The organism is Paenibacillus sp. FSL P2-0089 (assembly GCF_038595095.1).
Classification (GTDB): domain Bacteria; phylum Bacillota; class Bacilli; order Paenibacillales; family Paenibacillaceae; genus Paenibacillus_AQ; species Paenibacillus_AQ silagei.
In genome coordinates, this window is record NZ_CP152006.1 from 5,472,407 (window position 1) to 5,496,111 (window position 23,705).

The 23,705-nt window shown below is 51.2% G+C and carries 22 protein-coding genes; 3 read left to right on the top strand and 19 right to left on the bottom strand.

Going from position 1 to position 23,705, the window contains the following annotated elements:
* Positions 1–42 precede the first annotated feature (42 nt).
* The 9 genes from NST69_RS22915 to NST69_RS22955 all read right to left on the bottom strand — a co-directional run bounded on the left by NST69_RS22915 (position 43) and on the right by NST69_RS22955 (position 7,105).
* On the bottom strand, positions 43–726 hold the full coding sequence (locus NST69_RS22915; protein ID WP_076082558.1) for a site-2 protease family protein: 684 nt from the start codon (positions 724–726) through the stop codon (positions 43–45).
* A gap of 2 nt (positions 727–728) precedes the next feature.
* Complete coding sequence (gene prmA, locus NST69_RS22920; RefSeq protein ID WP_342547231.1) at positions 729–1,787, bottom strand: 50S ribosomal protein L11 methyltransferase; 1,059 nt, start codon at positions 1,785–1,787, stop codon at positions 729–731.
* 160 nt (positions 1,788–1,947) lie between these two features.
* Entirely contained in the window at positions 1,948–2,529 is a 582-nt protein-coding gene (locus tag NST69_RS22925; RefSeq protein WP_342547232.1) for a DNA-3-methyladenine glycosylase I, read from the bottom strand.
* Between the two features lie 119 nt (positions 2,530–2,648).
* Positions 2,649–4,316: a DUF4179 domain-containing protein gene (locus NST69_RS22930; protein WP_342547233.1), complete on the bottom strand. Its 1,668-nt coding sequence runs from the start codon at positions 4,314–4,316 to the stop codon at positions 2,649–2,651.
* Positions 4,276–4,833: an RNA polymerase sigma factor gene (locus NST69_RS22935; protein ID WP_209872145.1), complete on the bottom strand. Its 558-nt coding sequence runs from the start codon at positions 4,831–4,833 to the stop codon at positions 4,276–4,278. The genes NST69_RS22930 and NST69_RS22935 overlap by 41 nt, the downstream gene beginning before the upstream one ends.
* Positions 4,834–5,021: 188 nt before the next feature.
* The gene (locus NST69_RS22940) at positions 5,022–5,933 is read right to left on the bottom strand and encodes a methyl-accepting chemotaxis protein (RefSeq protein ID WP_036732215.1); all 912 of its coding nucleotides are present in this window, start codon (positions 5,931–5,933) and stop codon (positions 5,022–5,024) included.
* A gap of 110 nt (positions 5,934–6,043) precedes the next feature.
* The gene (locus NST69_RS22945; RefSeq protein ID WP_342547234.1) at positions 6,044–6,403 is read right to left on the bottom strand and encodes a hypothetical protein; all 360 of its coding nucleotides are present in this window, start codon (positions 6,401–6,403) and stop codon (positions 6,044–6,046) included.
* A 122-nt stretch (positions 6,404–6,525) separates the two neighbouring features.
* Positions 6,526–6,705, bottom strand: a complete 180-nt coding sequence (locus NST69_RS22950) for a YfhD family protein (RefSeq protein ID WP_036732220.1) — start codon at positions 6,703–6,705, stop codon at positions 6,526–6,528.
* A 40-nt stretch (positions 6,706–6,745) separates the two neighbouring features.
* Positions 6,746–7,105: a hypothetical protein gene (locus NST69_RS22955; protein ID WP_340950798.1), complete on the bottom strand. Its 360-nt coding sequence runs from the start codon at positions 7,103–7,105 to the stop codon at positions 6,746–6,748.
* A 573-nt stretch (positions 7,106–7,678) separates the two neighbouring features.
* Here NST69_RS22955 and NST69_RS22960 point away from each other — a divergent pair.
* Positions 7,679–11,749: a S8 family serine peptidase gene (locus tag NST69_RS22960; RefSeq protein WP_342547235.1), complete on the top strand. Its 4,071-nt coding sequence runs from the start codon at positions 7,679–7,681 to the stop codon at positions 11,747–11,749.
* A gap of 67 nt (positions 11,750–11,816) precedes the next feature.
* On the opposite strand, the gene NST69_RS22965 is transcribed toward NST69_RS22960, so the two are convergent.
* The gene (locus NST69_RS22965; protein ID WP_342547236.1) at positions 11,817–11,984 is read right to left on the bottom strand and encodes a hypothetical protein; all 168 of its coding nucleotides are present in this window, start codon (positions 11,982–11,984) and stop codon (positions 11,817–11,819) included.
* Positions 11,985–12,477: 493 nt separating this feature from the next.
* Here NST69_RS22965 and NST69_RS22970 point away from each other — a divergent pair, with 493 nt between their 5' ends.
* On the top strand, positions 12,478–12,789 hold the full coding sequence (locus NST69_RS22970) for a hypothetical protein (RefSeq protein WP_342547237.1): 312 nt from the start codon (positions 12,478–12,480) through the stop codon (positions 12,787–12,789).
* A 93-nt stretch (positions 12,790–12,882) separates the two neighbouring features.
* On the opposite strand, the gene NST69_RS22975 is transcribed toward NST69_RS22970, so the two are convergent.
* The 5 genes from NST69_RS22975 to hrcA all read right to left on the bottom strand — a co-directional run bounded on the left by NST69_RS22975 (position 12,883) and on the right by hrcA (position 18,221).
* Positions 12,883–13,290: a hypothetical protein gene (locus NST69_RS22975; RefSeq protein ID WP_342547238.1), complete on the bottom strand. Its 408-nt coding sequence runs from the start codon at positions 13,288–13,290 to the stop codon at positions 12,883–12,885.
* A gap of 95 nt (positions 13,291–13,385) precedes the next feature.
* Complete coding sequence (gene dnaJ / locus NST69_RS22980; RefSeq protein WP_209872156.1) at positions 13,386–14,513, bottom strand: molecular chaperone DnaJ; 1,128 nt, start codon at positions 14,511–14,513, stop codon at positions 13,386–13,388.
* A 118-nt stretch (positions 14,514–14,631) separates the two neighbouring features.
* Positions 14,632–16,479: a molecular chaperone DnaK gene (dnaK, locus tag NST69_RS22985; protein ID WP_036732232.1), complete on the bottom strand. Its 1,848-nt coding sequence runs from the start codon at positions 16,477–16,479 to the stop codon at positions 14,632–14,634.
* Between the two features lie 73 nt (positions 16,480–16,552).
* Positions 16,553–17,140, bottom strand: coding sequence for a nucleotide exchange factor GrpE (gene grpE, locus NST69_RS22990; RefSeq protein WP_036732234.1), 588 nt, complete (start codon positions 17,138–17,140; stop codon positions 16,553–16,555).
* Positions 17,141–17,189: 49 nt separating this feature from the next.
* The gene (gene hrcA / locus NST69_RS22995) at positions 17,190–18,221 is read right to left on the bottom strand and encodes a heat-inducible transcriptional repressor HrcA (protein WP_036732236.1); all 1,032 of its coding nucleotides are present in this window, start codon (positions 18,219–18,221) and stop codon (positions 17,190–17,192) included.
* 211 nt (positions 18,222–18,432) lie between these two features.
* On the opposite strand from hrcA, the gene NST69_RS23000 reads away from it, so the two are divergent.
* On the top strand, positions 18,433–19,149 hold the full coding sequence (locus NST69_RS23000; RefSeq protein ID WP_342547239.1) for a hypothetical protein: 717 nt from the start codon (positions 18,433–18,435) through the stop codon (positions 19,147–19,149).
* Positions 19,150–19,249: 100 nt separating this feature from the next.
* Here NST69_RS23000 and NST69_RS23005 read toward each other — a convergent pair whose 3' ends face one another.
* From NST69_RS23005 to NST69_RS23020, 4 genes are all read right to left on the bottom strand, one after another.
* Entirely contained in the window at positions 19,250–19,657 is a 408-nt protein-coding gene (locus NST69_RS23005; RefSeq protein ID WP_339257594.1) for a GNAT family N-acetyltransferase, read from the bottom strand.
* Positions 19,658–19,827: 170 nt separating this feature from the next.
* Positions 19,828–21,018: a radical SAM family heme chaperone HemW gene (gene hemW / locus NST69_RS23010; RefSeq protein WP_342547240.1), complete on the bottom strand. Its 1,191-nt coding sequence runs from the start codon at positions 21,016–21,018 to the stop codon at positions 19,828–19,830.
* A gap of 143 nt (positions 21,019–21,161) precedes the next feature.
* Entirely contained in the window at positions 21,162–22,973 is a 1,812-nt protein-coding gene (gene lepA / locus NST69_RS23015; protein WP_036732242.1) for a translation elongation factor 4, read from the bottom strand.
* Positions 22,974–23,184: 211 nt separating this feature from the next.
* Entirely contained in the window at positions 23,185–23,682 is a 498-nt protein-coding gene (locus tag NST69_RS23020) for a hypothetical protein (protein WP_051478637.1), read from the bottom strand.
* Positions 23,683–23,705 lie beyond the last annotated feature (23 nt).

A 23,705-nucleotide genomic window follows, 5' to 3' on the forward strand; every position in this document is an offset into this window, starting at 1 on the left:
CGTTTGCCATGCACTGAACAGCCCCCGTCCTTACTGACGTTCTCAGACCCCGAACATCCTTAGGAACAGCTGGAAGAAATCATTACCCGTACGTGTCGCCCAGTAGCTAAGCGGTTCTATCGTATAGGCGCGCAGACCCGGAATGAAGATGATCAGCAGGAAAAGGAACACCGTATACTGCTCATACTGCTGAAGTCTTCCACGGATCGGACGCGGTGCGATATCCTCTACGATCCGGTAACCGTCCAGCGGCGGCAGCGGAATCAGGTTAAATACGAAGAGGAAAAAGTTGAAGTGAATGAACATCCCGAAGAACCAGATCAGCGCCCGGAGCACCTGCTCGTTCTTAATCGAATCCATCGTGCCCGTTCCCACAAGAATCGCATAGATCAGCGCGCCCAGAATACCCAGCAGCAGATTGCTGATAGGCCCGGCGGCAGATACGATGACACCCATCAGACGGGGACGGCGGAAGTTATCCCGGTTCACGGGAACCGGACGCGCCCAGCCGAAGCCCGCAATCAGCAGCAGAATGATGCCGAAGAGGTCAAAGTGCACCGCCGGATTCAAGGTCATACGGCCCAGCAGGCGTGCTGTAGGGTCCCCGAATTTATTGGCAAAATAGGCGTGGGCGAATTCATGCACCGTAAACGCAATAACAATCGTAATCAGAAAAAACGGAAGCTGCTGTAAAGGATATACTAAAAATTGATCCAGGGAACCCATGTCTACCTCTTTCCGGCTGTGAACGCCACCCAATCTTCTTCGCGGGTTACTTCTAAAATCTCGAAACCGGAAGACTTCAGCGCTTCCGCGACCAGCCCTTCCTTATCCTTATAAATCCCCGAGGTAATATAGATCCCCTCCGGCTGAAGCGCACGGTAGACATCGTCTGTGAACAGCACAATAATCTCGGCCAGAATATTCGCCACGACCAAACGGACCGGCAGAGTCACTCCCAGCCCGTCTGCCACCGGGGCAACAACAGGAACGGCCTCTTGGTCAGCCGTATTGCTTGGCCGGGCTGAAGGCCACATCTCTCCGGCTGCGGTATCCGCCGCCCCCTCACCGCCCAGCAGCGAGAGCAGATCGCTCTCCTTCACGGTGATTGCTGACTCCAGCCGGTTCAGCGCCACATTCTCACGGGCACTCTCTACGGCGACCGGGTCCAGATCCAGCGCCAGGACAGAGGCGGCACCGAGCAGCATCGCTCCGACAGCAAGGATGCCGGAGCCCGTACCTACATCGATGACCTCGTCACCGCTGACAATATGCTTCTCAAGAGCGCGAAGGCACAGCGCCGTTGTCGGATGCGTCCCGGTTCCGAAGGCCATGCCGGGGTCGATCTCAATAATTTTTTCATCCGCAGAGGCCGGAGTATATTCTTCCCATGTCGGCTTAATAGTCAGCCGCTCCGAGACGCGCAGCGGCTTGAAGTACTGCTTCCAGGCATGAGCCCAATCCTCCTCATCCACCGTCTTCCAGGAGATCTGTGCCAGCCCGGGGTCGATGCCGAACTCTCTCAGCTCTTCCACCCTTGGCGTCACCTCGGACACAACCGCGTCCATGTCCACCGATTCCGCATAATATCCTTTAATGACCGCTTCCCCTTCGGGGATGTCATTGAGCGGTTCATCGTATAGTTCACCGTAACGTGTATCCCGGTTTTTATTCAGCGTCCCGGATTCTTCAATAGAGACTCCGCCCGCTCCGGCCTCAACCAGCAGATTGGATATCATCTCCTGTGCTTCCTCGGTTGTATGTACCGTCAATTCTTGCCATAGCATGGTAATGAATCCTCCTAAAAGTTTGTGAGCGTTACTTCTCTCGATTCTGCTTCGAACAAACTTACTTCGGAAGCATAGACTCAGTTTTGGGAGCATAATGTCCCTCGAAGCTTATCTTAGCTAGTATAGCATTTCTTACCCGTTCAGCGCCAAACTGCGTTCAACTCTCTACGGCAGACGGGGTGCTGCGGCAAAAACAATCCAGCGCATGGTCATCTACCATCCCGGAAGCCTGCATAAATGCATAGCAGATCGTCGAGCCGACGAACTTCATGCCTTTGCGCTTGAGCGCCTTGCTCATCAGATCGGACTGTGGGGTCGTCGCGGGAACCTCGGCTCTGTTCTTCCAGTGATTCACCACCGGCGTCCCGCCGACAAAGCTCCACAAATAACCGGCAAAGCCACCCTCTTCCTCCCGGCAGATCTGCTGGTACACCTGTGCATTGGTAATCACTCCCTTAATCTTCAGACGGTTGCGCACAATCCCCACATTTTGCATCAGCTCTTCGACCTTGTCCTCCCCATACAGCACGATTTTCTCCGGATCAAAGCCGTCAAAAGCCTCGCGGAAGCCCTCCCGCTTCTTCAGCACCGTATACCAGCTTAGCCCGGCCTGCATGCCCTCCAGCATCAGCAGCTCGAACAGCTTCAGGTCATCAACCAGCGGCTTGCCCCATTCTTCATCATGATAAGCTATATATACCGGGTCCGAGTTTACCCAGTCGCAGCGCTTAATTTCCATAGTTATTCTCTCCTTTGTCTTATAATTCTGGCAGCTATTTATAGCCATATCTTCTAACTGTATACGAAAAAAAGAGAAGAACACAAGGTTCTTCCCATTAAAATAATGAAATAATGTTATTATTGTCCTTGCAGCTGTACCCGTGTCTCTTTGTCCGGTTCATTGGTAGAGTAGAAGAACATGTATATTGAAGCTTCTGTTCCCTTGAAGTTCTCATAAACATCAATGCTCCGGTTATTTCCGTCTCCGCGGAATTTCGTTGAAACGATCTTACTTACGATCCGGTCCTTACCGGTACCGATATGAGTCTGGTTCACGCCGCCAAACTTCGGATCATCGCTCCTCGTCTCCACATAGAGATCCTCACCCTGCATATAGTAGGTCCACTGTACCGGATAACCGCCGGTCTCCCGGATCACCGTCTGCTTCTCGCTGGAGATGTTGGTTAATTGAAGCGGCTTCTTATCATCCCCATGCCGGGTAACCTTATAATTACCTACAAGCGTCATTGGCGTGTCTTTGGTAATCTCCAGGTCCGACGGCCGCTCGAAGCGCACTGCAATCAGCTCTTTGTCCTCAGACATGGAATACCATAATCCGCCTTCCAGCGTCCGGCCGCCCACCTCGAGAGAATAATTGACATACGGCAATTCAGAGAACGGCTTAGCTTTGCTGCGAACCGATACACGGACCTGCGTAGGTGTCACAACCATCTGCTCAATACGATTATCTGTATTTCCTGCTTCCAGGGGCAGATCCAGCGCAGTTTTGATTGTCGCGCCCGCCATCTTCTTCTTGCTCAGTTCAAAATCAAACGCCCAAGGACCGTCGATGTTCCTTTCAAGCTTCGTGTAATCCAGCTTATAGACGGTTTGATCCTTCGGCACATCGGCAGGTTTGTAATACTGAACCGAGGTGTATTCTCCGTTATCTCCCGGCTTACCCATTGCTCCTGCCCGGGAGTTCTTTACAAGCTGCCCTCCCCGGTAAGCAGTGATTTGCGGAAAGGCCCAGTTCTTGGCTTCCGGATCATCGAAGATGGCGGCAGTGGAGAGCATCAGATGGTCAGTACCTTCCTTAAAGGGCTGTACGCTGAAGGATTCCAGTCCATCCCGGTTCACAGGAAAGCTCTGCCGCTCCGGCGAGTCCGTATCCAGCTTCAAGTCTACCTCCTGCTGCGAGTACAATTGAATCCGCTCAGCCGTCAGACTTACCTTGGCCGTCTCTTGATCCGGCGTCCAGTCCGTCTCGAAATAACCGTTGTACCGCTTGTTCTTCTCGTCCCACTGCTGATTGTTGAATTCCTGGTTGCCGCTGCGTCCCGGGCCATCCTTGAGAGTCATTCCATTGATGTTCCACAGCTTGCCGTCGCCCCCGTCCGGACCCACATCCAGACTATACAGAATCACTGTCCGGTTCTCATCGGTGAGCGCTGTATGCAGCGTCAACGTTACTCCATCCTTGGTGATCGTCTGGCCCAGCGGCTGGCCCAGGTTCTGTGACAGCGCCGCCTCCACCCCGCTCCGGTGGTCCAGCAGGCTGCCCCAATCATATTGCACGGCGGCATACACAGGAACGGCCATTAGCACTACACTGAATGAGGCTGCTACAGTGACCTTGCGCCAGTTGCGGTGGCGGACGCGGCTCCCTGCTCCCGCACGACTGCCGCCTTTGGATGATGCATATCCAGCCTGCTCCATTCTGCCCCACATCTGCTCGAAATCAGGGTAATTCAGCTCCTGATCCTCATTTAAGCGACGCTTTAACTGTGCTTCGGTTCTGTCCATATTCATCGTCCTCCTTCGTTATGGGCTGAACGCCCGCTTCTTCCAGAATCCTCTTCATCATCCGTAGCCCCTTATGCTGTCTGGACTTCACAGTTCCCAGCGGGATATCCAGCATCTTGCGGATTTCCTCCAGACTGAAATCATGCATATACCGCAGGGTCAGCACCGCCCTGATCTTCGCCGGGAGCCGGGACATGTATCCCGCCCATTCCAGCTTCGTTTCCTTCTGCTCTACCAGCTTGTCTACCAGCGGCTGCGGATTCTCCCTGAACATATGGAGATGGGCCGTCAGCTTCTGCTGCAGGCTGTTCCTGCGCTTCAGGTGGTTCAGGCAGGTGTTGACGGTGATTTTCATAATCCAGGCCTTCAGATATTCAATGCCCTGCCACTCGCTGCGGAAGAGAGTGATGAATACCTCCTGACACAAATCCTCAGCATCGGCAGCATCGTGTACCATATAATAGCAGGTACGATATACCTCCTTGCTGTAGGTTTGGAATAATTCCCTGTTGCCCACTTGAGCATGCCCTCCTTTCTTGTTTGAATTACCTTTATAACAACCCCGGGCTTCAAAAGGTTCATTTTCAGCAGCATATCCAGCTATATGTACTAAAAAAGCAGCATGTCCACCTGAAAAGCACAGGCTGCATACTGCTTACAATAGATTGTCCGGGAATAACTGCTCTATTTCAGAGCAAGCACAGCTTAGATAATATTCATGACCTCGCGCGCCTGGTTGTCCAGTTCCTGTGCAGAGGTAGCGATCAGCGTGAATTCATCCAGCGCCACTTGAATCTGCCGCTGGCTGAGCTGCACATTATCCTGCACCTGGTTCAATCCCGTTGATATTCTGCCGACCTCTTCCGTAATGGCCTGGACACTGTCCCGGACTTCGGTAATCTGATCCTGCACCATCGCAGACAGCTTTCTTACCTCCTTGGCCACCACATCGAATCCCCGGCCGAATTCTCCGGCATGTGCAGCCTCAATCGCTGCATTCAGGGCAAGCAGATGAGTCTGGGAAGCAATATCACGGATGGTTTGCACTACGCCGCGGATCGCCGCAGCCTGCTTTTGCAGACTTAGCAGTGTTTCGGTATTCTCGGTCGACACCTCGGCAATCCTGTCAATACTCAGCAGCAGCTCCTGACTCCGCTCAATTCCTTTGTCCGCACGCTGATTAAGGCTATCCGCCATGCCCTGCATTAGCTCCACGACATGGCTCATGTTGTTTTGTCTCTCCGTAATGTTAGTGGCCACCTTGGATACGCCGATGACATGGGTATTTGTCTCATCAAACACCGGCATATATGTAGCTTCCAGCCAGACCGAATTCCCCTCTGCGTCCATCCGTTCAATTTTGTCCTGGAAGCTCCGGCCAGCCATTAAATTCTGCCAGAACAACTCATAATCCGGACTGTTCACGAATGAGGGGAAGCACAGCTGGCTGTGCTGCATGCCGTACATGTCCTCCGCTTTGTATTTCACTGATTGGGCAAAGATCTCATTGACATAGGCGACACGCCGATCCAGATCAAAGCGGATCATGGCAAGGTTTTTTTCCAAGGCTTTGACAACCAGTTCGTCTGTAACCGCTTGGTCTGCTAGATTTTCCATGTTGACTGCTCCCTATACATCTCAATTTTTAACTGATATGCGGACGACTCTCGCTTATTTCACTTTACTCTTATTAACGGCTGTTTCGGCTTTTAAAATGATAAGATTTTTTAATTCCCTATCTTAATTCCCCACACGCTGTCCTTCCGGTAGGCAGCCGCTTCCTGCAGCTCTGGAAGTCTCGTATCCTGCGGATAATGCCGCTCCAGATACTGGACGAAAGCCTGGCGCAAGCCGATCTCCTTATCCAGCTTGTTGAATTCGTTCGGATGCTTCTCCATCTCGGCAAGCGATGCTTCCCAGCTCTCCAGATCTCCCGTCTCCGACTGTTCTGCTCGAACCTTTTCAGCAAGCATTCTTAGCTCCCGGTAAGCTCGTTTCACTTTCGAGGAATAGACCTGCTTCTGGTTCATGAAGGTCAACAGCGCTACCAGCAGCGCCAGCCCTACCCACATTATCACTGTATTCACTTATGTATCCTCCCGGCCTCGCATATCACTCCATTATACACGCCAAAATACAAAAATACCCCACTTACGCAGGGTATCCGTAGCAACAATTCGTCTGCTCATCTCTTCTTGACTTCACCGAATTATTCTTTCTTCATAATCTCTCCCAGCTGCCGCTTATCAGCCTCACGGGAACGGTCCATGGCCTCTATATCATCCTGATCTGCTTCAGCTGCTGAGAATTCAACATCCTCGGCCTTCGCCTCATAGAGCATTTTCATTTTTTCGGTTTTGGAAAAGATCTTCGAGTTCTCTCTGTCCATAGCTTGCCATCAGCCTCCACTTAATCTGGTTGTCTTAGCTTCAAATCATTCCGCCGGCTTCCTCAATCAGTGACATCGCCTGACCATGAATAGCTGCATCTACAATAACCGTCAGCAGAATATTTCTGCCTGTAGGCCCGCCATCCCCGCCATGGCTCATTCCGCTCCCGCTCGTATGCGCCGCAGCTAATATGCCCGTATGGTCACTGACGGCCATCATCGAATCCATGCTCGCCAAATTGCCGGTAACCGGATTTACTCCCGGCTCCTGCCCGCTTCCCCCAAACCTGCTGAACCGGTCAATGGAAATCTCCTCTGCACGCAGTGCCTGCAGCTTACGGGAGACCCCTTCCGCTTCCTCCGGGGTTTTGAAGTAGGCCAGTATACTTTTTTCAGACATGGGAATTCCCCGCTTTCTGCCTGGTGTCCATAACGTACAAGCTTACTTGGCTATTTTGGATTTCCGGACATGATTTTATACATTTAGGGTTGGCTGTGACTCCAGCGAAGTTCTGGATTTCACCCGCTGTAGTCCGCAGATTTCATTATCCAGAAGCCACACTTCTAAATTTCAGCCCTGTTTTTCCAACCATCATTCATGTCAGTATTCATGACGATAATTGTTTTTTTATCTGTTATTTTGTATTTTTTTGTCTTTTAATTTCTTCATAGTAGTTTTATAAGTCTATTTGTGTCATATAACATTCCGCAGGAAATGAAAACATTCTCAAAACTCTATAAATTTTGTGTAGATTTTACAAATAACCAGTGGTAAAATCTTCTTAATATTTTTCCTAGTAATCTTGACGGAAATAAACCGGATTAATAGAAAAGGAGAATCCGGCTACTGTCTGTAGCAGGAGAGATGTAAGCCAGAACCAACATCATATTGTGGAGGGGATTACATTTGGAGTGGACAAAATTACCTCGTAAGCTATCATTACTAACTTTATCATTGGGTGTGGCTGCAAGTATGATTCCAGGCGCGGCCTTCGCCGCCAGCAGCTTGAAGACACCCGTATCAGGCAATCATCTTCCAGCCTTGATTCCAGCGAATCAGCCTTATATTTCTCCACAAATTAACACCAAATCCTCAAATCTTATCCGGGTTATCGTTCAGCTCAGCGGCCAGCCTGCTGCCGTCGGCAAGTATGCTGCCAGACAAGGAATTACAGCGCTCGCCAATACAGCGACTGAAGCTGCAGTGAACAGCCAACAGGAAGAAGTACTGGATAAGGCTGAAGCCAAGAAGATTGACCTGACCGTCAATTACAAGTACGACACGATTCTGAACGGCTTTGAAGTCACCGTTCCGGCTGACAAAATCCCTGAGCTGGCGAAGATTTCCGGCGTGTCTTCCATTTATCCGAACAGCACCTGGTATGCTCTCCCTGATCAGACAGTGACCGAAGTGACTTACAGAAACGACAATGCTCCCCTGAAGCAGATTCATGCCGATTGGGCGGCTGACCAAGGCCTCACCGGGGCCGGACTGAAGGTCGGTGTAATTGATACCGGTGTGGACTATACGCACCCGGATATTGCCCCGGCTTATAAGGGCGGCTATGACTCCTTCTATCAGGATAATGATCCTTATGAAGAAGTTCCGCTGACTCCTGAAGAAGATACCGAGTATGGCGTAGGCTATGCGGGAACTTACCACGGTACGCATGTAGCCGGAACGATCATCGGTCAGTATGCAGCTAAAGGCGATGTGGCTCAGAAGGGTGTCGCTCCCGGGGCTGACCTGTATGTCTACAAAGTATTGGGCCGTAATATTGATAAGCCGAACACTTCCTCCGGATCTTCCGCTCAAGTCATTGACGGAATTGAACGTGCGGTCAAGGACGGCATGGATGTCATCAACCTGTCGCTCGGCTCCGATTCCGAGAAGGATGTGAACTCCCCAGATTCCATCGCGATTAATAATGCGGTTCTCTCTGGAGTAACTGCTGTCATTGCAAATGGGAATAATGGAGAAGCAGGTTATTTCTCCATGGGTTCTCCTGCTGCCTCCCAACTCGGAATTTCGGTAGGTGCCGTTAATAGCCCTATCAAAGCGTTCTCCGGTGAGTTCAAGGCAGAGATTACGGGTTCAGTCACTTCAGTGACTTATGACACCTATAATCCGTTCCATGTCATGGCCTATGAATTGGGTCAAACAGACTTTGCCGATATTATTGGAACAGAGCCGGTTAAAGTGTTCTACGCTAATTTAGGCGCAAATGAAGATTACCCGGAAGGAAATTTCGGTGAGAAAACTGTTGTTCTGGTATCCCGTGGCGATCTAGCCTTTGTAGACAAGATTGCTAATGCCAAAGCTCACGGTGCCAAAGCTATTGTGATCTTCAATGGTAATTTCCAGACAGTAGACGGTAAGAAAGTAGCTATTCTGGATGAGAGCTATACTGACCGTTCTGACTTTATCGGTTCCAACCTTGGCGATGGATATGACAACATCCCTACGCTGGACCTGAAGGGCTCCCAAGGCCGCGCTTTAGCCAGAGCCATTGTTGCTAACGGCAACAAACCTGCTTACTTTACTTTCAGCTCCGAATATCCGATGGATATGACCGCCGGCGATGAAGTGACCAGCTTCTCCTCACTAGGACCGAACTTCGACGGTAAATTAAGCATTAAGCCGGACATCGTAGCTCCTGGTGACGGAGTGCTGTCTACGTGGCCTGCTTATGGCAAAGGTCATCCAGGAACTGATTATTCCAAAGCATACAATCGTATTAGTGGTACAAGTATGGCAACACCGCATGTAGCAGGCTTGGCACTGCTGATCAAGCAGGCACATCCAACTTATACACCATTAGACATTCGTGCCGCTCTGGCCAACACAGCAGATCCTGTGTTCTACCAGGATGCGCCTGAAGATTTCTATCTTCAAGGTCCTGGACGCGCCAATGTAGAAAATGCCATCATCACTCCGGCCTTGCTGCAATCGATAGAGCCGATCTCTATTCTGGACAAGAACTTTATCCCGCAGAATGTAATCAACTACAATCCGTCTACAAGCTTTGGCACCCTGCTTCCCGGTTCTGAAGCTAGCCAAGTGCTGCAATTAAAGAATATGAGCGATACTGCGCTTACCTATTCTGCTTCCGTGGAATGGAACTATGGTGATCCCAAGCATGTATCTGCGACGCTCGACAAATCATCGGTAACTGCCGCCGCAAAAGGTGCCTCCACGTTCAACCTGAAGGTTACCGTCGCTGCTGATACCGTGCCGCAAATGCTGCAAGGTAATGTCGTCCTGGAAGCAGCAGGACAGCCAACTCTGCACTTGCCGTTTGCAATCAATGTAGATAAGACGACCGAACAACCTGATTGGGGTACAGGCATTCAGGAAGCTGCACTGAGCCAGCCGATCGTCTATACCAATTCAAGTGCTGTTCTGAACTACAAGCTGAAAGCAGATGATATTAACTATTATGAAGTAAATCTGATTGGTCTTGATGATACCAAGAAGGGCTCCTTCCAGGTATCCACGACCGGTGCGCCGGATAAGTTCTTCGAGCCTGGGAACTACAGTACGGTTATATCATCCACTTATCATCCGTATGACCACAACGGTGATCCAATCTTGGATGCTTACGGCAACCCTGCGGTGGCGGGTCTGACCGATGGAGTCTACAAGCTTGAGGTTCTCGGCATTAAAGCCAAAGATAACACCAAACCGATCAAGATTGACTATAACAATGATGAATACTACAGTGCCTACACCTCATTCCGCTTTATCACTGTCTCTGACAGTGGAAACAATGGCGGCGGCGGTGGTGGAGGTGGCGGTACAGTAGTTACGCCAACACCTGTGGTGGTTCCAGAACCTGTGAAGTCCCTTGTTGAAGAAGGCGTTCAGCAAGTAACGGTAACACCTCTAACCGCATCGAAGGATGGTGTAACGACAGTAACCGTGAGCGACAGCGATCTGAAGGCCGCTCTGGACAAAGCCGCTACTGTCAAGACAGCCGTTGTTATCTCTCTGATCAGCATCTCAGATAAGTCTGCTGAACTGAGCCTGACTGCTGATCAGGTGAAATTACTGTCCGCCATTCAAGCAGGCAGCACCCTTATTGTGAATGTTGGCGGATCTGCTGTAGCCTTGCCGGTATCCTTATTAGCCGCTTCCCCTGCAGGCCAGAGCTTGAAGCTAGTAATTAAGCAAGAGCCAGACGCAGCCAGCAAGCTGATTGCAGGTACTCCGGGTGCCCAGGTTATCGGAACCCCGGTATCCTATGAAGCTTCATGGACTACAGCTACAGGCAGCACTTACTTGAACGTTCCAACCAACGTGTTCATCAAGCGCACCTTTACTGTACCTGGCAAGATTGAATCCAAGACCGCAGGCGTACTGTTTGAGAAAGACGGACTGGTGACCCCGGTTGCTTCTGTCTTCACACCGCAAGCCGATGGAACAACCCTTGTGACCGTAAGCCGTCCAGGCTTCTCCGTGTATGCAGCAGTCAACAAACCGGCAGCAGCCTTCACAGACATCGCGAATTCCAAATCAGCGGTTGCCATCCAGACGTTGGCCGACAAACTGATTATCCAGGGAACCTCGGCAACAACTTTTGCGCCGCAGAGCAATCTGACCCGCGCTGAGTTCACAGCACTCTTAACCCGTGCACTGGGTCTGCGTACCGATGCTGGCGTAACCTTCTCCGATGTGAAATCAACGGACTGGTACGCCAAGGATGTCTCCGCAGCCTCCAAGTCTGGTCTGATTCTGGGCATAGGCAACGGCAAGTTTGCACCTACGCAAAAAGTAACCCGTCAGGAGCTCGCCGTCATTCTGGACAGAGCGCTGAAGCTGACAGGCACTGAACTGAAGGCTGTAGCCAATCCTTCGTTCACAACCTACTCCGATAGCGCTAAGGTAGCTCCTTACGCCAAGGACAGTCTGCAAGCCCTGACCAAAGCCGGCATCTTCGTCAGCGAAACGGGCATTGCCTTCAATCCAACAGCTCCGGCAACCCGTGAGACAGCAGCTGCTGCACTCTATGAATTGCTGAGCAAGAGCGGATTGATTCAGTAGAACGCTCCGCGCAAAGAGTAACACATTTAGCCCCTTCACTTCCTGGATAGGAAGTGGAGGGGCTTTACTATTGTTTATGAAGACAGTAGATATTAAGTAATATCTGCAATTCACCCATTAATCCAAAAAGCTCGCTGAGTGCTGCTTCGTTAATCACTTTTTTTCTGAGCGGCACTACTATTTCAATGATAATCCCATCAAGTGAAGCAATAATTTCTTCCACTCTTTGATCCATAGCCCCTCCATATTCGTTATAAGGGAAAAGAGGCATTTTATGCTAAAATCTTAATATCCTACATCTATGTATATTGTTTCAACCTAGTAGCTCGTCAGCTCTAAACGTATGAAAATTACTTTAACTAATGGTTTGCTGAGTGGTTACCTCACCCCGATTAGGGGGCAAGGGGGAGGCTTAATTGCAATTCGTACAACTGAATCGTCCGATATGCCTCCAAATCTCCGTTTAGATGTAGTTCGTGCAATTAAAATGCCCCTATACCTGGATTTTCGTCCATCCGGGTAAATGTAGTTGCACAAAATACAATTAGAAGAGGATGTCCATCCGTTTCACTGTTTTTAGTTGTACAGAATACACTTATCCCTGTTTTTTCACTACGAATGCAGCTTCATACCTCACCGCTTTTATGGAATGAAATCGCTTGTTTAATTCTGATGGTCTACTAGAAGATCTAAACACTAGTTTGGGAAGGTAAAGGTGATTAAATAACATGGATAATAAGGTGGTAGCTAGAGTTAGCTGGATTCCAACGGAACAAGGTGGGAAAAAGAGGTTTCCTTTAATAAACTATTCAACAGCTGCACATTTTCATTATGATGTGGCAGATCGGGATTGGAGTGTTGTACTAAATATTATTTCAAACTATGATAACTATGAAACACTCTGTAATATAGAATTTTTGTTTCCTGAGAAGGCACCAGGAAATTTGCTTTTTGTAGGAAGTAAATTTGAACTTTATGAACATAGAAAAGTTGCAGATGGAGAAATAATTGAAATCGAAAAAGAAGAAGTAATACGTTAAAGTGTTAAACATAAAACTAAGGATAAAGCCCCTTCGTTTCCCATACGGGAAGTGAAGGGGCTTTACTTTTGTATATGAAGACATTAGACAAAACTACTCGTATAACTTCTTAAATTCATCCATAATTTCTTGTAAGTTAGCAAAATCCGAATTATCTATAAGCTCTTGAACTGAAATTTCCTCAGTATCTTGCACCCTCTTGCCAAAGATTTCTCTCATTTTTCTTCTCATTTTGCTAAGATAAGCAGTGAATTCATTTTTAACTTTTTCCTCCTTGACATAACCAGCCTGCATATCCAATTGGGTATATATGTGAAATAATTTTTCCACTAATTCTTTCTGTATCCATTTTTCATTAGTAAGTAATTTCTGCAATTCACTCATTAATCCAAAAAGCTCACTGAATGCTGTTTTGTTAATAACTTTTTTTCTAAGTGGTACCACTATTTTAATGCTGATAGCTTCAAGTGAAGCAATTATTTCTTCCACTCTTTTATCCATAGCTCCTCCTTATTCGTTATTAGCAAAAAGCCCCCAATCTCCTCTTCCAAGATTGGGGGCTTGCTCTAGTTGCTACGCTATAAATTCGTTATCTTTCAGTCTCCCCGAAAAGCCCGCTTCACGCGATCAAAGAACGACTGTTCCTGCTCATGCGTGTTCTCTCCGTTGTAGGAGGCGAACTGGCGGAGCAGGTCCTTCTGCTCATCGCTGAGCTTGCTAGGTGTGACTACGATGACGCGGACATGCTGGTCGCCGACGCCGTTGCCGCGCAGATGCGGAACCCCTTTGCCTTTGAGGCGGAAGAAGGTGCCGGTCTGGGTGCCTGCCGGGATCTTGAGCTTCACCTTCTCGGTCAGCGTGGGGATCTCAATCTCGTCACCCAGTGCCGCCTGAGCGAACGTCAAGGGAACCTCGCACATAATATCGTTGTTCTCGCGCTCGAAGAAATCATGATTCTTCACACGGATCACAATGTACAGATCTCCGGCCGGGCCGCCGCGTGTGCCGCCTTCGCCTTCACCGGTCATGCGCAGCTGTGCACCGTCATCGACACCGGCAGGGATACGCACATGGATCTTGCGCTGTCTCTTCACCTTGCCCTGGCCTGCGCAGGTGGTGCATTTCTCTTTGATGATTTTGCCTGTGCCGCTGCAATGGGAGCAGGGACGGCGGTTACGCATCTGTCCAAGCGGTGTATTCTGCACGAATTCCTGCTGTCCGCTGCCGTGGCAGACGGAACAGGTCTCCGGCTTCGTACCCGGCTTGGCTCCGGAGCCGAAGCAGGTATCGCAGGTCTCCGTGCGCGGAATGGTAATATCGGTCTCTTTGCCGAACACCGCTTCCTTGAACTCAATGGTCATCGTATACTGCAAATCGCCGCCGCGCTGTGGGGCATTCGGATCACGCCGTCCACCGCCTCCGCCGAAGAACATATCGAAGATATCACCAAGACCGCCGAAATCTCCGCCACCGCCGCCAAAGCCGCCGCCCATTCCCTGATTAGGGTCAATATGCCCATATTGGTCATACCGCGCACGCTGTTGCCCGTCACTCAGGACATCATAGGCTTCCTTAACCTCTTTGAACTTGGCCTCAGCATCACTGGCCTTATTCACATCGGGATGGTACTGGCGCGCCAGCTTGCGGTAGGCCTTCTTCACTTCGTCTTCTGAAGCATCTCTTCCGAGGCCCAGAACCTCATAATAATCACGTTTATCTGCCACTGCTTTCACCTCCGTACATCGTTAATTCTCCCCATTTACAAGGTAAAAGGAAAGCCAAAACCCGGGATGCCCCGGTCTTGACCTTCCCTCTCACCACCATAGAACTTATCGTCTAAGGTTACCCTTGATTCTTCTCATCGTCAACCACTTCGTAATCCGCATCTACCACGTTATCCTTCTTGGCATTGCCTTCAGAAGCATCCTGGCCCGCTTCAGCGCCCTGCTGCTCCTGCGCAGCCTGCTCATACAGCTTCACGGACAACTGCTGCACAATCTCATTCAGCGCCTCTGTAGCGGCAGTGATTTCTTCCAGGTTGTCGGTTTCAAGTGCAGCCTTCACCTTGTCCTTGGCTTCATTCGCTTTGTCGATCTCGGAAGCATCGACCTTGTCACCCAGATCCTTAATTACTTTATCTGTGGAGTATACGAGCTGGTCAGCACCGTTCTTGGCTTCGACCAGTTCTTTACGCTTGCGGTCTTCCTCAGCGTGCAGCTCGGCATCCTTCATCATCTGTTCCACTTCTGCGTCGCTCAGACCGCTGGAAGAAGTGATGGTGATCTTCTGGCTCTTGTTGGTGCCTTTATCTGTAGCAGAGACGTTAACGATACCGTTGGCATCGATGTCGAAGGTAACCTCGATCTGAGGCACGCCGCGCGGTGCCGGTGGAATCTCGTTCAGCATGAAGCGTCCCAGTGTCTTGTTGCCGTTCGCCATCTCGCGTTCACCCTGCAATACGTGGATTTCCACGCTAGGCTGGCTGTCTGCGAAGGTCGAGAACACCTGCGATTTGCTTGTAGGGATCGTAGTGTTGCGCTCAATCATCTTCGTGAACACGCCGCCTGCAGTTTCAATACCGAGGGACAGCGGAGTGACGTCGAGCAGAACTACGTCTTTTACATCACCAGTCAGTACGCCCGCTTGAACAGCAGCACCCAGGGCTACTACTTCATCCGGGTTAACGCCCTTGTGAGGCTCTTTGCCGGTAAGCTTCTTGATCGCATCCTGTACGGCAGGAATACGGGTGGAGCCGCCGACCAGTACGATTCTGTTCAGATCCGCAGGGGTCATTCCGGCATCCTTCAGCGCTTGACGTGTAGGTCCCAGCGTACGCTCAACCAGGCTTGCAGTCAGCTCGTCGAACTTGGCACGGGTCAGGTTGATCTCCAAGTGCTGAGGCACTCCGTCAACTACCGTGATGAACGGAAGCGATACTGTAGTTGTAAGTACGCCGGACAGCTCTTTCTTTGCTTTTTCCGCAGCATCCTTCAGACGTTGAACAGCCGCCTTGTCCTTGCTCAGGTCAATGCCCTGCTCTTTCTTGAATTCAGCTACGAGGTAATCCATCACCAGTTGGTCAAAATCATCTCCGCCCAGACGGTTGTCACCGCTGGTAGCCTTCACTTCAAAGAAGCCGTCGCCCAGTTCAAGGATGGATACGTCGAAGGTACCGCCGCCAAGGTCATAGACCAGGATGGTGTGATCTTCCGATTTCTCCAGACCGTAAGCAAGAGCTGCTGCTGTTGGCTCGTTAACGATACGCAGCACTTCAAGGCCGGCGATTTTGCCTGCATCCTTGGTAGCCTGACGCTGGCTGTCATTGAAATAAGCAGGAACTGTAATAACCGCCTGAGTTACAGGCTGGCCCAGATAGGCTTCAGCATCGGATTTCAGCTTCTGAAGAATCATTGCCGAGATTTCCTGTGCAGAATAGTCTTTGCCGTCAATGCTTTCTTTGTGGCCTGTACCCATGTGGCGTTTGATGGAAGCGATGGTACGGTCCGGGTTCGTAATGGCCTGGCGTTTTGCCGTTTCACCAACGATGCGCTCGCCGTCCTTCTTGAAGCCTACAACCGATGGGGTTGTACGCGCGCCTTCCGGATTCGGGATAACGACGGCTTCGCCGCCTTCCATAACGGCAACGCAAGAGTTCGTGGTTCCTAAGTCAATACCGATAACTTTACTCACAGTAATGTGCCTCCTCAGAAATAATGTGAAGCCCGGGGCTTCATCCATATTTATTATCTTATATAGAACAGATCTACATGCTGACTTTGACCATGGCCGGACGAAGAACCTTATCCTTCAGGAGATAGCCCTTCTGGACCTCTTCCGTCACGATGCCTTCCTCGTACTCCTCGCTCTCCACCTGCATGATCGCCTGATGATATTCAGGGTTAAAAGGCTGCCCTACCACTTCCATAGCTGTAAGCCCTTCAGTCTTAAGGACTCCCTCCAGCTGACGGAAAATCATATTCACGCCTTTGATGAACGCTTCAGCGTCTGCACCTGCTGCAGGAGTCGCCAGTGCGCGTTCAAAGTTATCCATTACCGGGAGCAGCTCAGTTACGAGCTTAGACGTTGCGTACTGCGCCAGCTCTTCCTTTTCTTTCTGGGTCCGGCGGCGGAAGTTATCGAAATCAGCCTGCACACGCAAGGTACGCGCCTGATGTTCATCTGCAAGCTCCTGCAGCTTTCTGTATTCCTCATTGCCTGAAGCCGCCTCGCCGGCCTCTTCAGCCGTGAATGAGCCGCTGTCTGCTGTGGTATCAGTCTCTTCAGCCGCAAGATTGTCATTCATCGAGGGGTCATTCTTCTCATTCATTTCCTGAACCTCTTCCTCTTTCAAGTTGTCTTCACCTCCTTAATATCATTCGCGATGGACTAGTACACTCTGTTCACTTATACCAGTGTGCCAGCATTGCTGTCAAATCCCGGGACAGAATACCCAGAATACCCATTACACGTGCGTACTCCATACGGGTCGGACCCAGGATGCCGATGCTCCCCAGCGGCTTGCCGTCCAGTGAATAAGTGGCGGTAATCAGACTGCAGTTGGCAAAAGCCTCATGCTTATTCTCTGTACCAATGCGCACCTGCATTCCTGCTTCGCTGCTGGCCGGGGTGAGCATCTTGAGCAGCGTAGGCGTCTCCTCCAGCAGATCGAGAATCGTCTTCACCTTGTCGACGTCCTTGAACTCCGGCTGGGTCAGCATATTCGTGGCTCCGCTTAAGTAAATCCGCTGATCATGGTCGCTTTCCAGCGCCTTATCCAGCACCTGCATTAATTCTTCATAATGGGAGATGTGGCGCTGCATTTCTTCGCCCAGCTCGGAATAGAGCTGACTCTTCAGCTTGTAGAGCGGTACATTGACCAGCTTGCTGTTCAGCAGATTCACGACCTTCTCCATCTCGGAGACAGATATCTCCGGAGGAAGACTCACGGTCCGGTTCTCTACCTGCCCGGTGCTGGTAACGATAATCGCCACAGCGGTCTTGTCATCGAGCGGGAGCAGCTGGAAATGGCGCAATGAAGTATGAAAAACCTCCGGTCCCAGCAGGATGGAAGTATAATTCGTCATATTGGACAGGATCATTGCCGCATGTTGGATAACCTGCTCTGTAGCATTCAGCTTCTCGGCGAAAAAAGCGCGGATCGTGCCCAGTTCGGCCGTTTCGGCGGAATTCCACGGTACCAGATGATCCACATAATAGCGGTAGCCCTTATGGGACGGGATTCTCCCTGCCGACGTATGAGGTTGCTCCAGATAACCCAGATCCTCCAGATCGGCCATTTCGTTGCGGATCGTGGCTGGACTGTAGCCCACATCCCCGCGTTTCGAGATACTGCGCGAGCCTACCGGCTCAGCGGAAGAAATATAGTCATCGACAATGGCATTCAGTATCATTCTCTGGCGTTCAGTTAACATGTTATTCCCTCCTATCCGGCTGTGGCTCCGATTCGTTAGCACTCTAGTGAGATGAGTGCTAACCACTAATACAAAAATACCAAACTGACCTCGGCATTGTCAAGTGAGTTCAGCAACTTGATTGCGCCTATTTTAGTCAAAGCAAGATTTTGTATATTTCACCGCAACCATTTCCCGGACAATGCCGTCCAATACTCAGGGAGTGATAAAAATGCGTTTCAAGAAAACAGCATTATGGGCTATAATCGCAGGCCTCTTAACTGCATTAGCACTTACGGGCTGTACTGGTAAAATCTTACCGGTCAAGTGCATCGGTGTGGATGCGAATTATGCATCCATCCTGCAATGGGACGGCGTCATGTACTACGATGATACCGGTCCTGACCCCGCCCCACTGGGCAAAGGCAAGGAGATCGGCAAAATCACATACAGCAAATCCGAGCAGGAGTGTCCACGCGCTGGGCTGCAGGATGGAGATGCGACAACTCTTAAGACAGGCACACCGCTCTACGAGGTAGAAGGCTATAGGACATCGGCGAGACTCTGGGCGGGAGACCGGCTGTATGAAGCACGCAACAACCCTGACGCCAACACCCTTAACGATCTGCTGGATATCGAGGGAAAAATACAAACTGTCCGTTTTGTGAGCGGCAATGACGGTTCTGACCTCATGGACTTTACCCCGGAGACCAACGCCGTGTTCATCCGCGAATTCCCCAAGCTGGAATACATCCCGTTCGAGCAGCTCTACAAGCAGACCAAGGGTTGGGTGGGAGACAAATACTGGCTGGAGATTGAGATGACGGACGGGTCCAGCATCGGAATTACTTATAATACACTGTCCCCTTCCTTTAACCCTTCCGCATATGCTACACCGGAGCTTGCCGAACTGGTAGAGCAACAGCGCAAGCTTATCTACGCACAATAAACCTGTATCTGCAAAAAACCACTGTCACCCTGAAGCATCAGCGTCCGGGTGAACAGTGGTTTCTTATTATATAGTTTACCGGGGGCTAGAGCCCGCCGGATTAGTCCAGTCTCTTCAGCACGGCGATCTCGTCGCAGGCATGCTGCTTCTTGCAGTTCACACAATCGGTCCAGACCTTCTCGGGGAAAATCTCCTTCTGCACCACATCGAAGCCGTTCTTAAGGAAGAAGTCCACAGCATAGGTCAGGGCCATAATCTTCGGAATCTGCTGGCGTCTCGCTTCTTCAACCAGCTTCTCCAGGATCATCGTTCCTACACCTTTGCCCTTGCCAGCATCATTCAGGCCAATCGAACGGACCTCAACAAGGTCATTTCCGAGCCGGAACAAGGAACCGCAGCCGACAAACTTGCCGCCGATCTCGGCGATCACGAACTGGTCGATCTGGCGGGTCAGTGCTTGCCTTGAACGGGGCAGCATAATCCCCTGCCTGGCATACTCCTCTATCATCAGATACAGCGGCTCTACATCCTCCACCGTAGCATTTCTGCATATCACTTGCTGCTCTCCCGCTGGAGAAGCCTCTTGGAAATGATCCGTTTTGACAAGCACCTTGACTCACCCCTTGTTGTTAATATGAATAAATATACAACAAGGTGAATTACAATTCAAGAGGTATTTCAAAAATAAACCTCTGTCAAAGCACCGACAAATTCCCCGAAAACATCGTTGCCGAACAGGATCCCCTGCTTGCTCAGACGATAGGTGTTCCCGGCCTGCTCCAGCAGCCCGGCCTTCAGCATTTTATGCAGCGGCCCTGCAAAAACAGCCTCCAGCGGCTTTCCGAATTGTGAGCGGAACGCCGCATCCGACACCCCTTCGCGCATCCGCAGGCCGACCATCATGAAATCCTCCATCGCCTCCTGCTCGGAGACCTCAAAGCTGTCCAGACGCGGCAGCCCGCTGCGCGAAGACTCGTTGTACGGGTTCACGCCCTTGATATTCATGTGCCGCTGCCGGCCCACATATCCGTGCGCGCCTGCGCCCAGACCGTAATAATCCTCGTTGCGCCAGTACGTGATGTTGTGGCGGCTCTCCAGCCCCGGCTTGGCAAAATTACTGATCTCATATTGCGTATACCCCGCAGCCTCCATGGTAGACATAAGCAGCAGGTACATCGCCAGCTCATCCTCTTCATTCGGCAACGGAAGCTTGTTCTTGTTGAACAGGGTGTGGAACAGCGTATTCTCCTCCACTTTCAGACTGTAGATGGAATAATGCGGAAGATCCAGCGCCAGCGCCTTGTCGATACTCTCTCTGAGCATATCCACCGTCTGGTTCGGCAGGCCGAACATCAGATCCAGCGACAGGTTATTAAGCCCGACCGCACGGGCATTCTCCAGACTGCGGTATACGTCATTCACATCATGAATCCGGCCGATTCCGCTCAGCAGCTCATTTTGGAACGCCTGCACCCCGAAGCTGACCCGGTTGACACCGCCTTCCTTCATGACTCTGAGCTTATCAATATCGGTAGTTCCGGGGTTAGCTTCCATAGAGAACTCAATATTCTCGTCCCACTGCGGAAAATGCCTGCGGACCGATTCCAGGAAATAAGCCATCTCATCAGGCTTGAGGACAGTAGGCGTACCCCCGCCGACAAAAATCGTCTTGATCACACCCGGAGGCGTGTGCTGCACGGTCAGCTCCATCTCGCGGTCAAGCGCATGGAGATAGTCCATCACCGGCTGGTCCTTCAGCACGTAAGAGTTGAAATCACAATAGAAGCATTTATTGGTGCAGAACGGGATGTGAATATATACGGCCTCAGGGGGACGGCCATGGTGTGCAGTGCTCGTAGCTGTATTCATTAGCTGTCTCCTTTGTTCTATTAATATACAGGCCTGCCACACTACCTGCTGCTGAAAAGCAAGAAGAAACGGCTGCACCGCCCTGCGTAGGACGGCACCCGTTTCTGTGATAAACCGAAAGCTCCGGGGGAGCTTATATGCTGCTACTCAATCTGAAGCACGGCCATGAACGCTTCCTGCGGCACCTCGACGCTGCCGACCTGCTTCATGCGCTTCTTCCCTTCCTTCTGCTTCTCCAGCAGCTTCCGCTTACGCGAGATATCGCCGCCGTAGCATTTGGCTAATACGTTCTTGCGCATGGCCTTAACGGTCTCACGCGCAACCACCTTGGTGCCGACGGAAGCCTGAATCGGCACCTCGAACATCTGGCGGGGGATAATACCGCGCAGCTTCTCACAGATGACCCGGCCGCGGTTGTAGGCGCGGTCGCGGTGAACGATGAAGGACAGTGCATCGACCTGCTCATTGTTCAGCAGGATATCCATCTTCACGAGATTGGACTGGCGGTAACCGGAGATCTCGTAATCGTAGGATGCATAACCCTTCGTGCCGGATTTCAACTGGTCGAAGAAGTCGTAGACGATCTCGGACAACGGAATCTCGTACGTAATGGTTACACGGTTGCTGTCCAGATACTCCATGTTGACGAATTCGCCGCGTTTGTTCTGGCACAGCTCCATAACGGTTCCCACGAAGTCGTTAGGCACGATAATGGCTGCTTTGACATACGGCTCTTCGATGAAGTCAATCGTCCCGATCTCCGGATAATGCGACGGATTGTCGATCTGAATGGTCTCCCCGTTCGTCAGCTTAATGCGGTAAATAACGCTCGGCGCGGTAGTAATCAGCGGCAGATTGAACTCGCGTTCGATCCGCTCCTGAATAATCTCCATATGCAGCAGCCCCAGGAAGCCGCACCGGAAGCCAAAGCCAAGGGCGCTGGAGCTCTCCGGCTCGAAGCTCAGGGAAGCATCGTTCAGCTGCAGCTTCTCCAGCGCTTCACGAAGGTCATTATAATCAGAGGTCTCAATCGGATAGAGACCGCAATAGACCATCGGATTAATTCTGCGGTAACCCGGCAGCGGCTCAGCAGTCGGACGCTTGGCATCCGTCACGGTATCACCGACACGAGTGTCGCCCACATGCTTAATCCCGGCCACAATGAAGCCGACATCGCCGATGTTCAGCTCGGGTACAATGGTCATACGCGGCATGAATGCCCCCACCTCAATAACCTCAAAGGTTTTATCAGTGGCCATCATTCTGATCTTGGAACCGGCACGGATACTGCCGTCCATTACGCGGACATAGACGATTACGCCCTTGTACGGGTCATAATGGGAGTCGAAGATCAGCGCCTTAAGCGGTTCTTCCGAGTTTCCAGTCGGCGCCGGAACCTGCTTCACGACCTGCTCCAGAATCTCCTTGATGCCGATGCCTGCCTTAGCGGAAGCCAGAACGGCTTCGCTGGCATCCAGCCCGATGACATCCTCAATCTCCTGCTTCACCCGTTCAGGATCTGCATTCGGAAGATCGATCTTGTTGAGTACCGGAAGAATCTCCAGATTGTTGTCAAGCGCCAGATACACGTTGGCCAGCGTCTGGGCCTCAATCCCCTGAGCAGCATCCACTACCAGAAGAGCGCCTTCACAGGCAGCCAGACTGCGGGATACCTCATAGGTGAAATCGACATGCCCCGGTGTGTCAATCAGATTCAAATAATATTCCTGGCCGTCATCGGCACGGTACGTCAGGCGTACGGCCTGCAGCTTGATGGTGATGCCCCGCTCGCGCTCCAGATCCATCTGATCCAGAACCTGCTCCTGCATTTCACGCGAAGTCAGCGCACCCGTATACTCCAGAATGCGGTCAGCCAATGTCGATTTGCCATGGTCTATATGTGCAATAATCGAGAAATTGCGAATTTGTTGTTGTCGTTTCTGAACGTCAGTCATTCCTTACCCCCACAGACAGCCTAATGTTAATCCACTTATTATAACAGTACGGGCTTCACCCATCAATCCCGCCGGACACTGGAAAAGAAAGAAACCGCCTGAACCCTCTGCAATCGCAGGGTGAATCCTGCAAAAAAACACAAAAACGAGTGCGGACTTCCATCATCCGCAGCCGCTTTTGTGCTAAACCTCGTTCCAGCCCAGCTCCTGCTCACTCCTCCGACGAGTCGAAGAGGGAGACCACCCAGCGGATGCCCTTCTGCGAAGCCTGCTGGAGCAGGCCAGCGGTCTTATCCGCCAGCACATCCACAGTCGGCTTCTGCTCCTCCGGGATCAGAATCTGCTCAGGACTGAGCGCAGAGTAGTCCTTCACCTCCTGCTGCGGGAGGCTGCCCGTGCCGCCAGCCGTCTGCGCCTGTGTACCTGCAACCGGCTGCTTCATGGGCAGCATGGTGTAAGCGCCCGTTACGGGATCAATAGTCACGGGCACATATACATAAGCCTGGCCGCCCGGGGCTGTACTGGCAGCCGGAACGTACGCAGTTCCGGCCGTAACGTTCTGTCCAGGCGCGCTGCTCCCGGCTGGCTTACTCCAGTCCGGCAGTATACCGGAGACTCCCGAACCGCCGCCGCCGAACTGCAGTCCGATCAACAGCCCCACGCCCGCCCATATTCCGACCATTACCAGCTTTTTACCGAACCGTGTCATATTCTCCGCTCCTTTTCAGCTAT

Bases quoted from the DNA above. Each gene is read 5' to 3' on its own strand.
- NST69_RS22915 (WP_076082558.1), bottom strand. From the start codon at position 726: ATGGGTTCCCTGGATCAATTTTTAGTATATCCTTTACAGCAGCTTCCG.
- prmA (WP_342547231.1), bottom strand. From the start codon at position 1,787: ATGCTATGGCAAGAATTGACGGTACATACAACCGAGGAAGCACAGGAG.
- NST69_RS22925 (WP_342547232.1), bottom strand. From the start codon at position 2,529: ATGGAAATTAAGCGCTGCGACTGGGTAAACTCGGACCCGGTATATATA.
- NST69_RS22930 (WP_342547233.1), bottom strand. From the start codon at position 4,316: ATGGACAGAACCGAAGCACAGTTAAAGCGTCGCTTAAATGAGGATCAG.
- NST69_RS22940 (WP_036732215.1), bottom strand. From the start codon at position 5,933: ATGGAAAATCTAGCAGACCAAGCGGTTACAGACGAACTGGTTGTCAAA.
- NST69_RS22950 (WP_036732220.1), bottom strand. From the start codon at position 6,705: ATGGACAGAGAGAACTCGAAGATCTTTTCCAAAACCGAAAAAATGAAA.
- NST69_RS22955 (WP_340950798.1), bottom strand. From the start codon at position 7,105: ATGTCTGAAAAAAGTATACTGGCCTACTTCAAAACCCCGGAGGAAGCG.
- NST69_RS22960 (WP_342547235.1), top strand. From the start codon at position 7,679: ATGATTCCAGGCGCGGCCTTCGCCGCCAGCAGCTTGAAGACACCCGTA.
- NST69_RS22965 (WP_342547236.1), bottom strand. From the start codon at position 11,984: ATGGATCAAAGAGTGGAAGAAATTATTGCTTCACTTGATGGGATTATC.
- NST69_RS22970 (WP_342547237.1), top strand. From the start codon at position 12,478: ATGGATAATAAGGTGGTAGCTAGAGTTAGCTGGATTCCAACGGAACAA.
- NST69_RS22975 (WP_342547238.1), bottom strand. From the start codon at position 13,290: ATGGATAAAAGAGTGGAAGAAATAATTGCTTCACTTGAAGCTATCAGC.
- hrcA (WP_036732236.1), bottom strand. From the start codon at position 18,221: ATGTTAACTGAACGCCAGAGAATGATACTGAATGCCATTGTCGATGAC.
- NST69_RS23000 (WP_342547239.1), top strand. From the start codon at position 18,433: ATGCGTTTCAAGAAAACAGCATTATGGGCTATAATCGCAGGCCTCTTA.
- NST69_RS23005 (WP_339257594.1), bottom strand. From the start codon at position 19,657: ATGATAGAGGAGTATGCCAGGCAGGGGATTATGCTGCCCCGTTCAAGG.
- hemW (WP_342547240.1), bottom strand. From the start codon at position 21,018: ATGAATACAGCTACGAGCACTGCACACCATGGCCGTCCCCCTGAGGCC.
- lepA (WP_036732242.1), bottom strand. From the start codon at position 22,973: ATGACTGACGTTCAGAAACGACAACAACAAATTCGCAATTTCTCGATT.
- NST69_RS23020 (WP_051478637.1), bottom strand. From the start codon at position 23,682: ATGACACGGTTCGGTAAAAAGCTGGTAATGGTCGGAATATGGGCGGGC.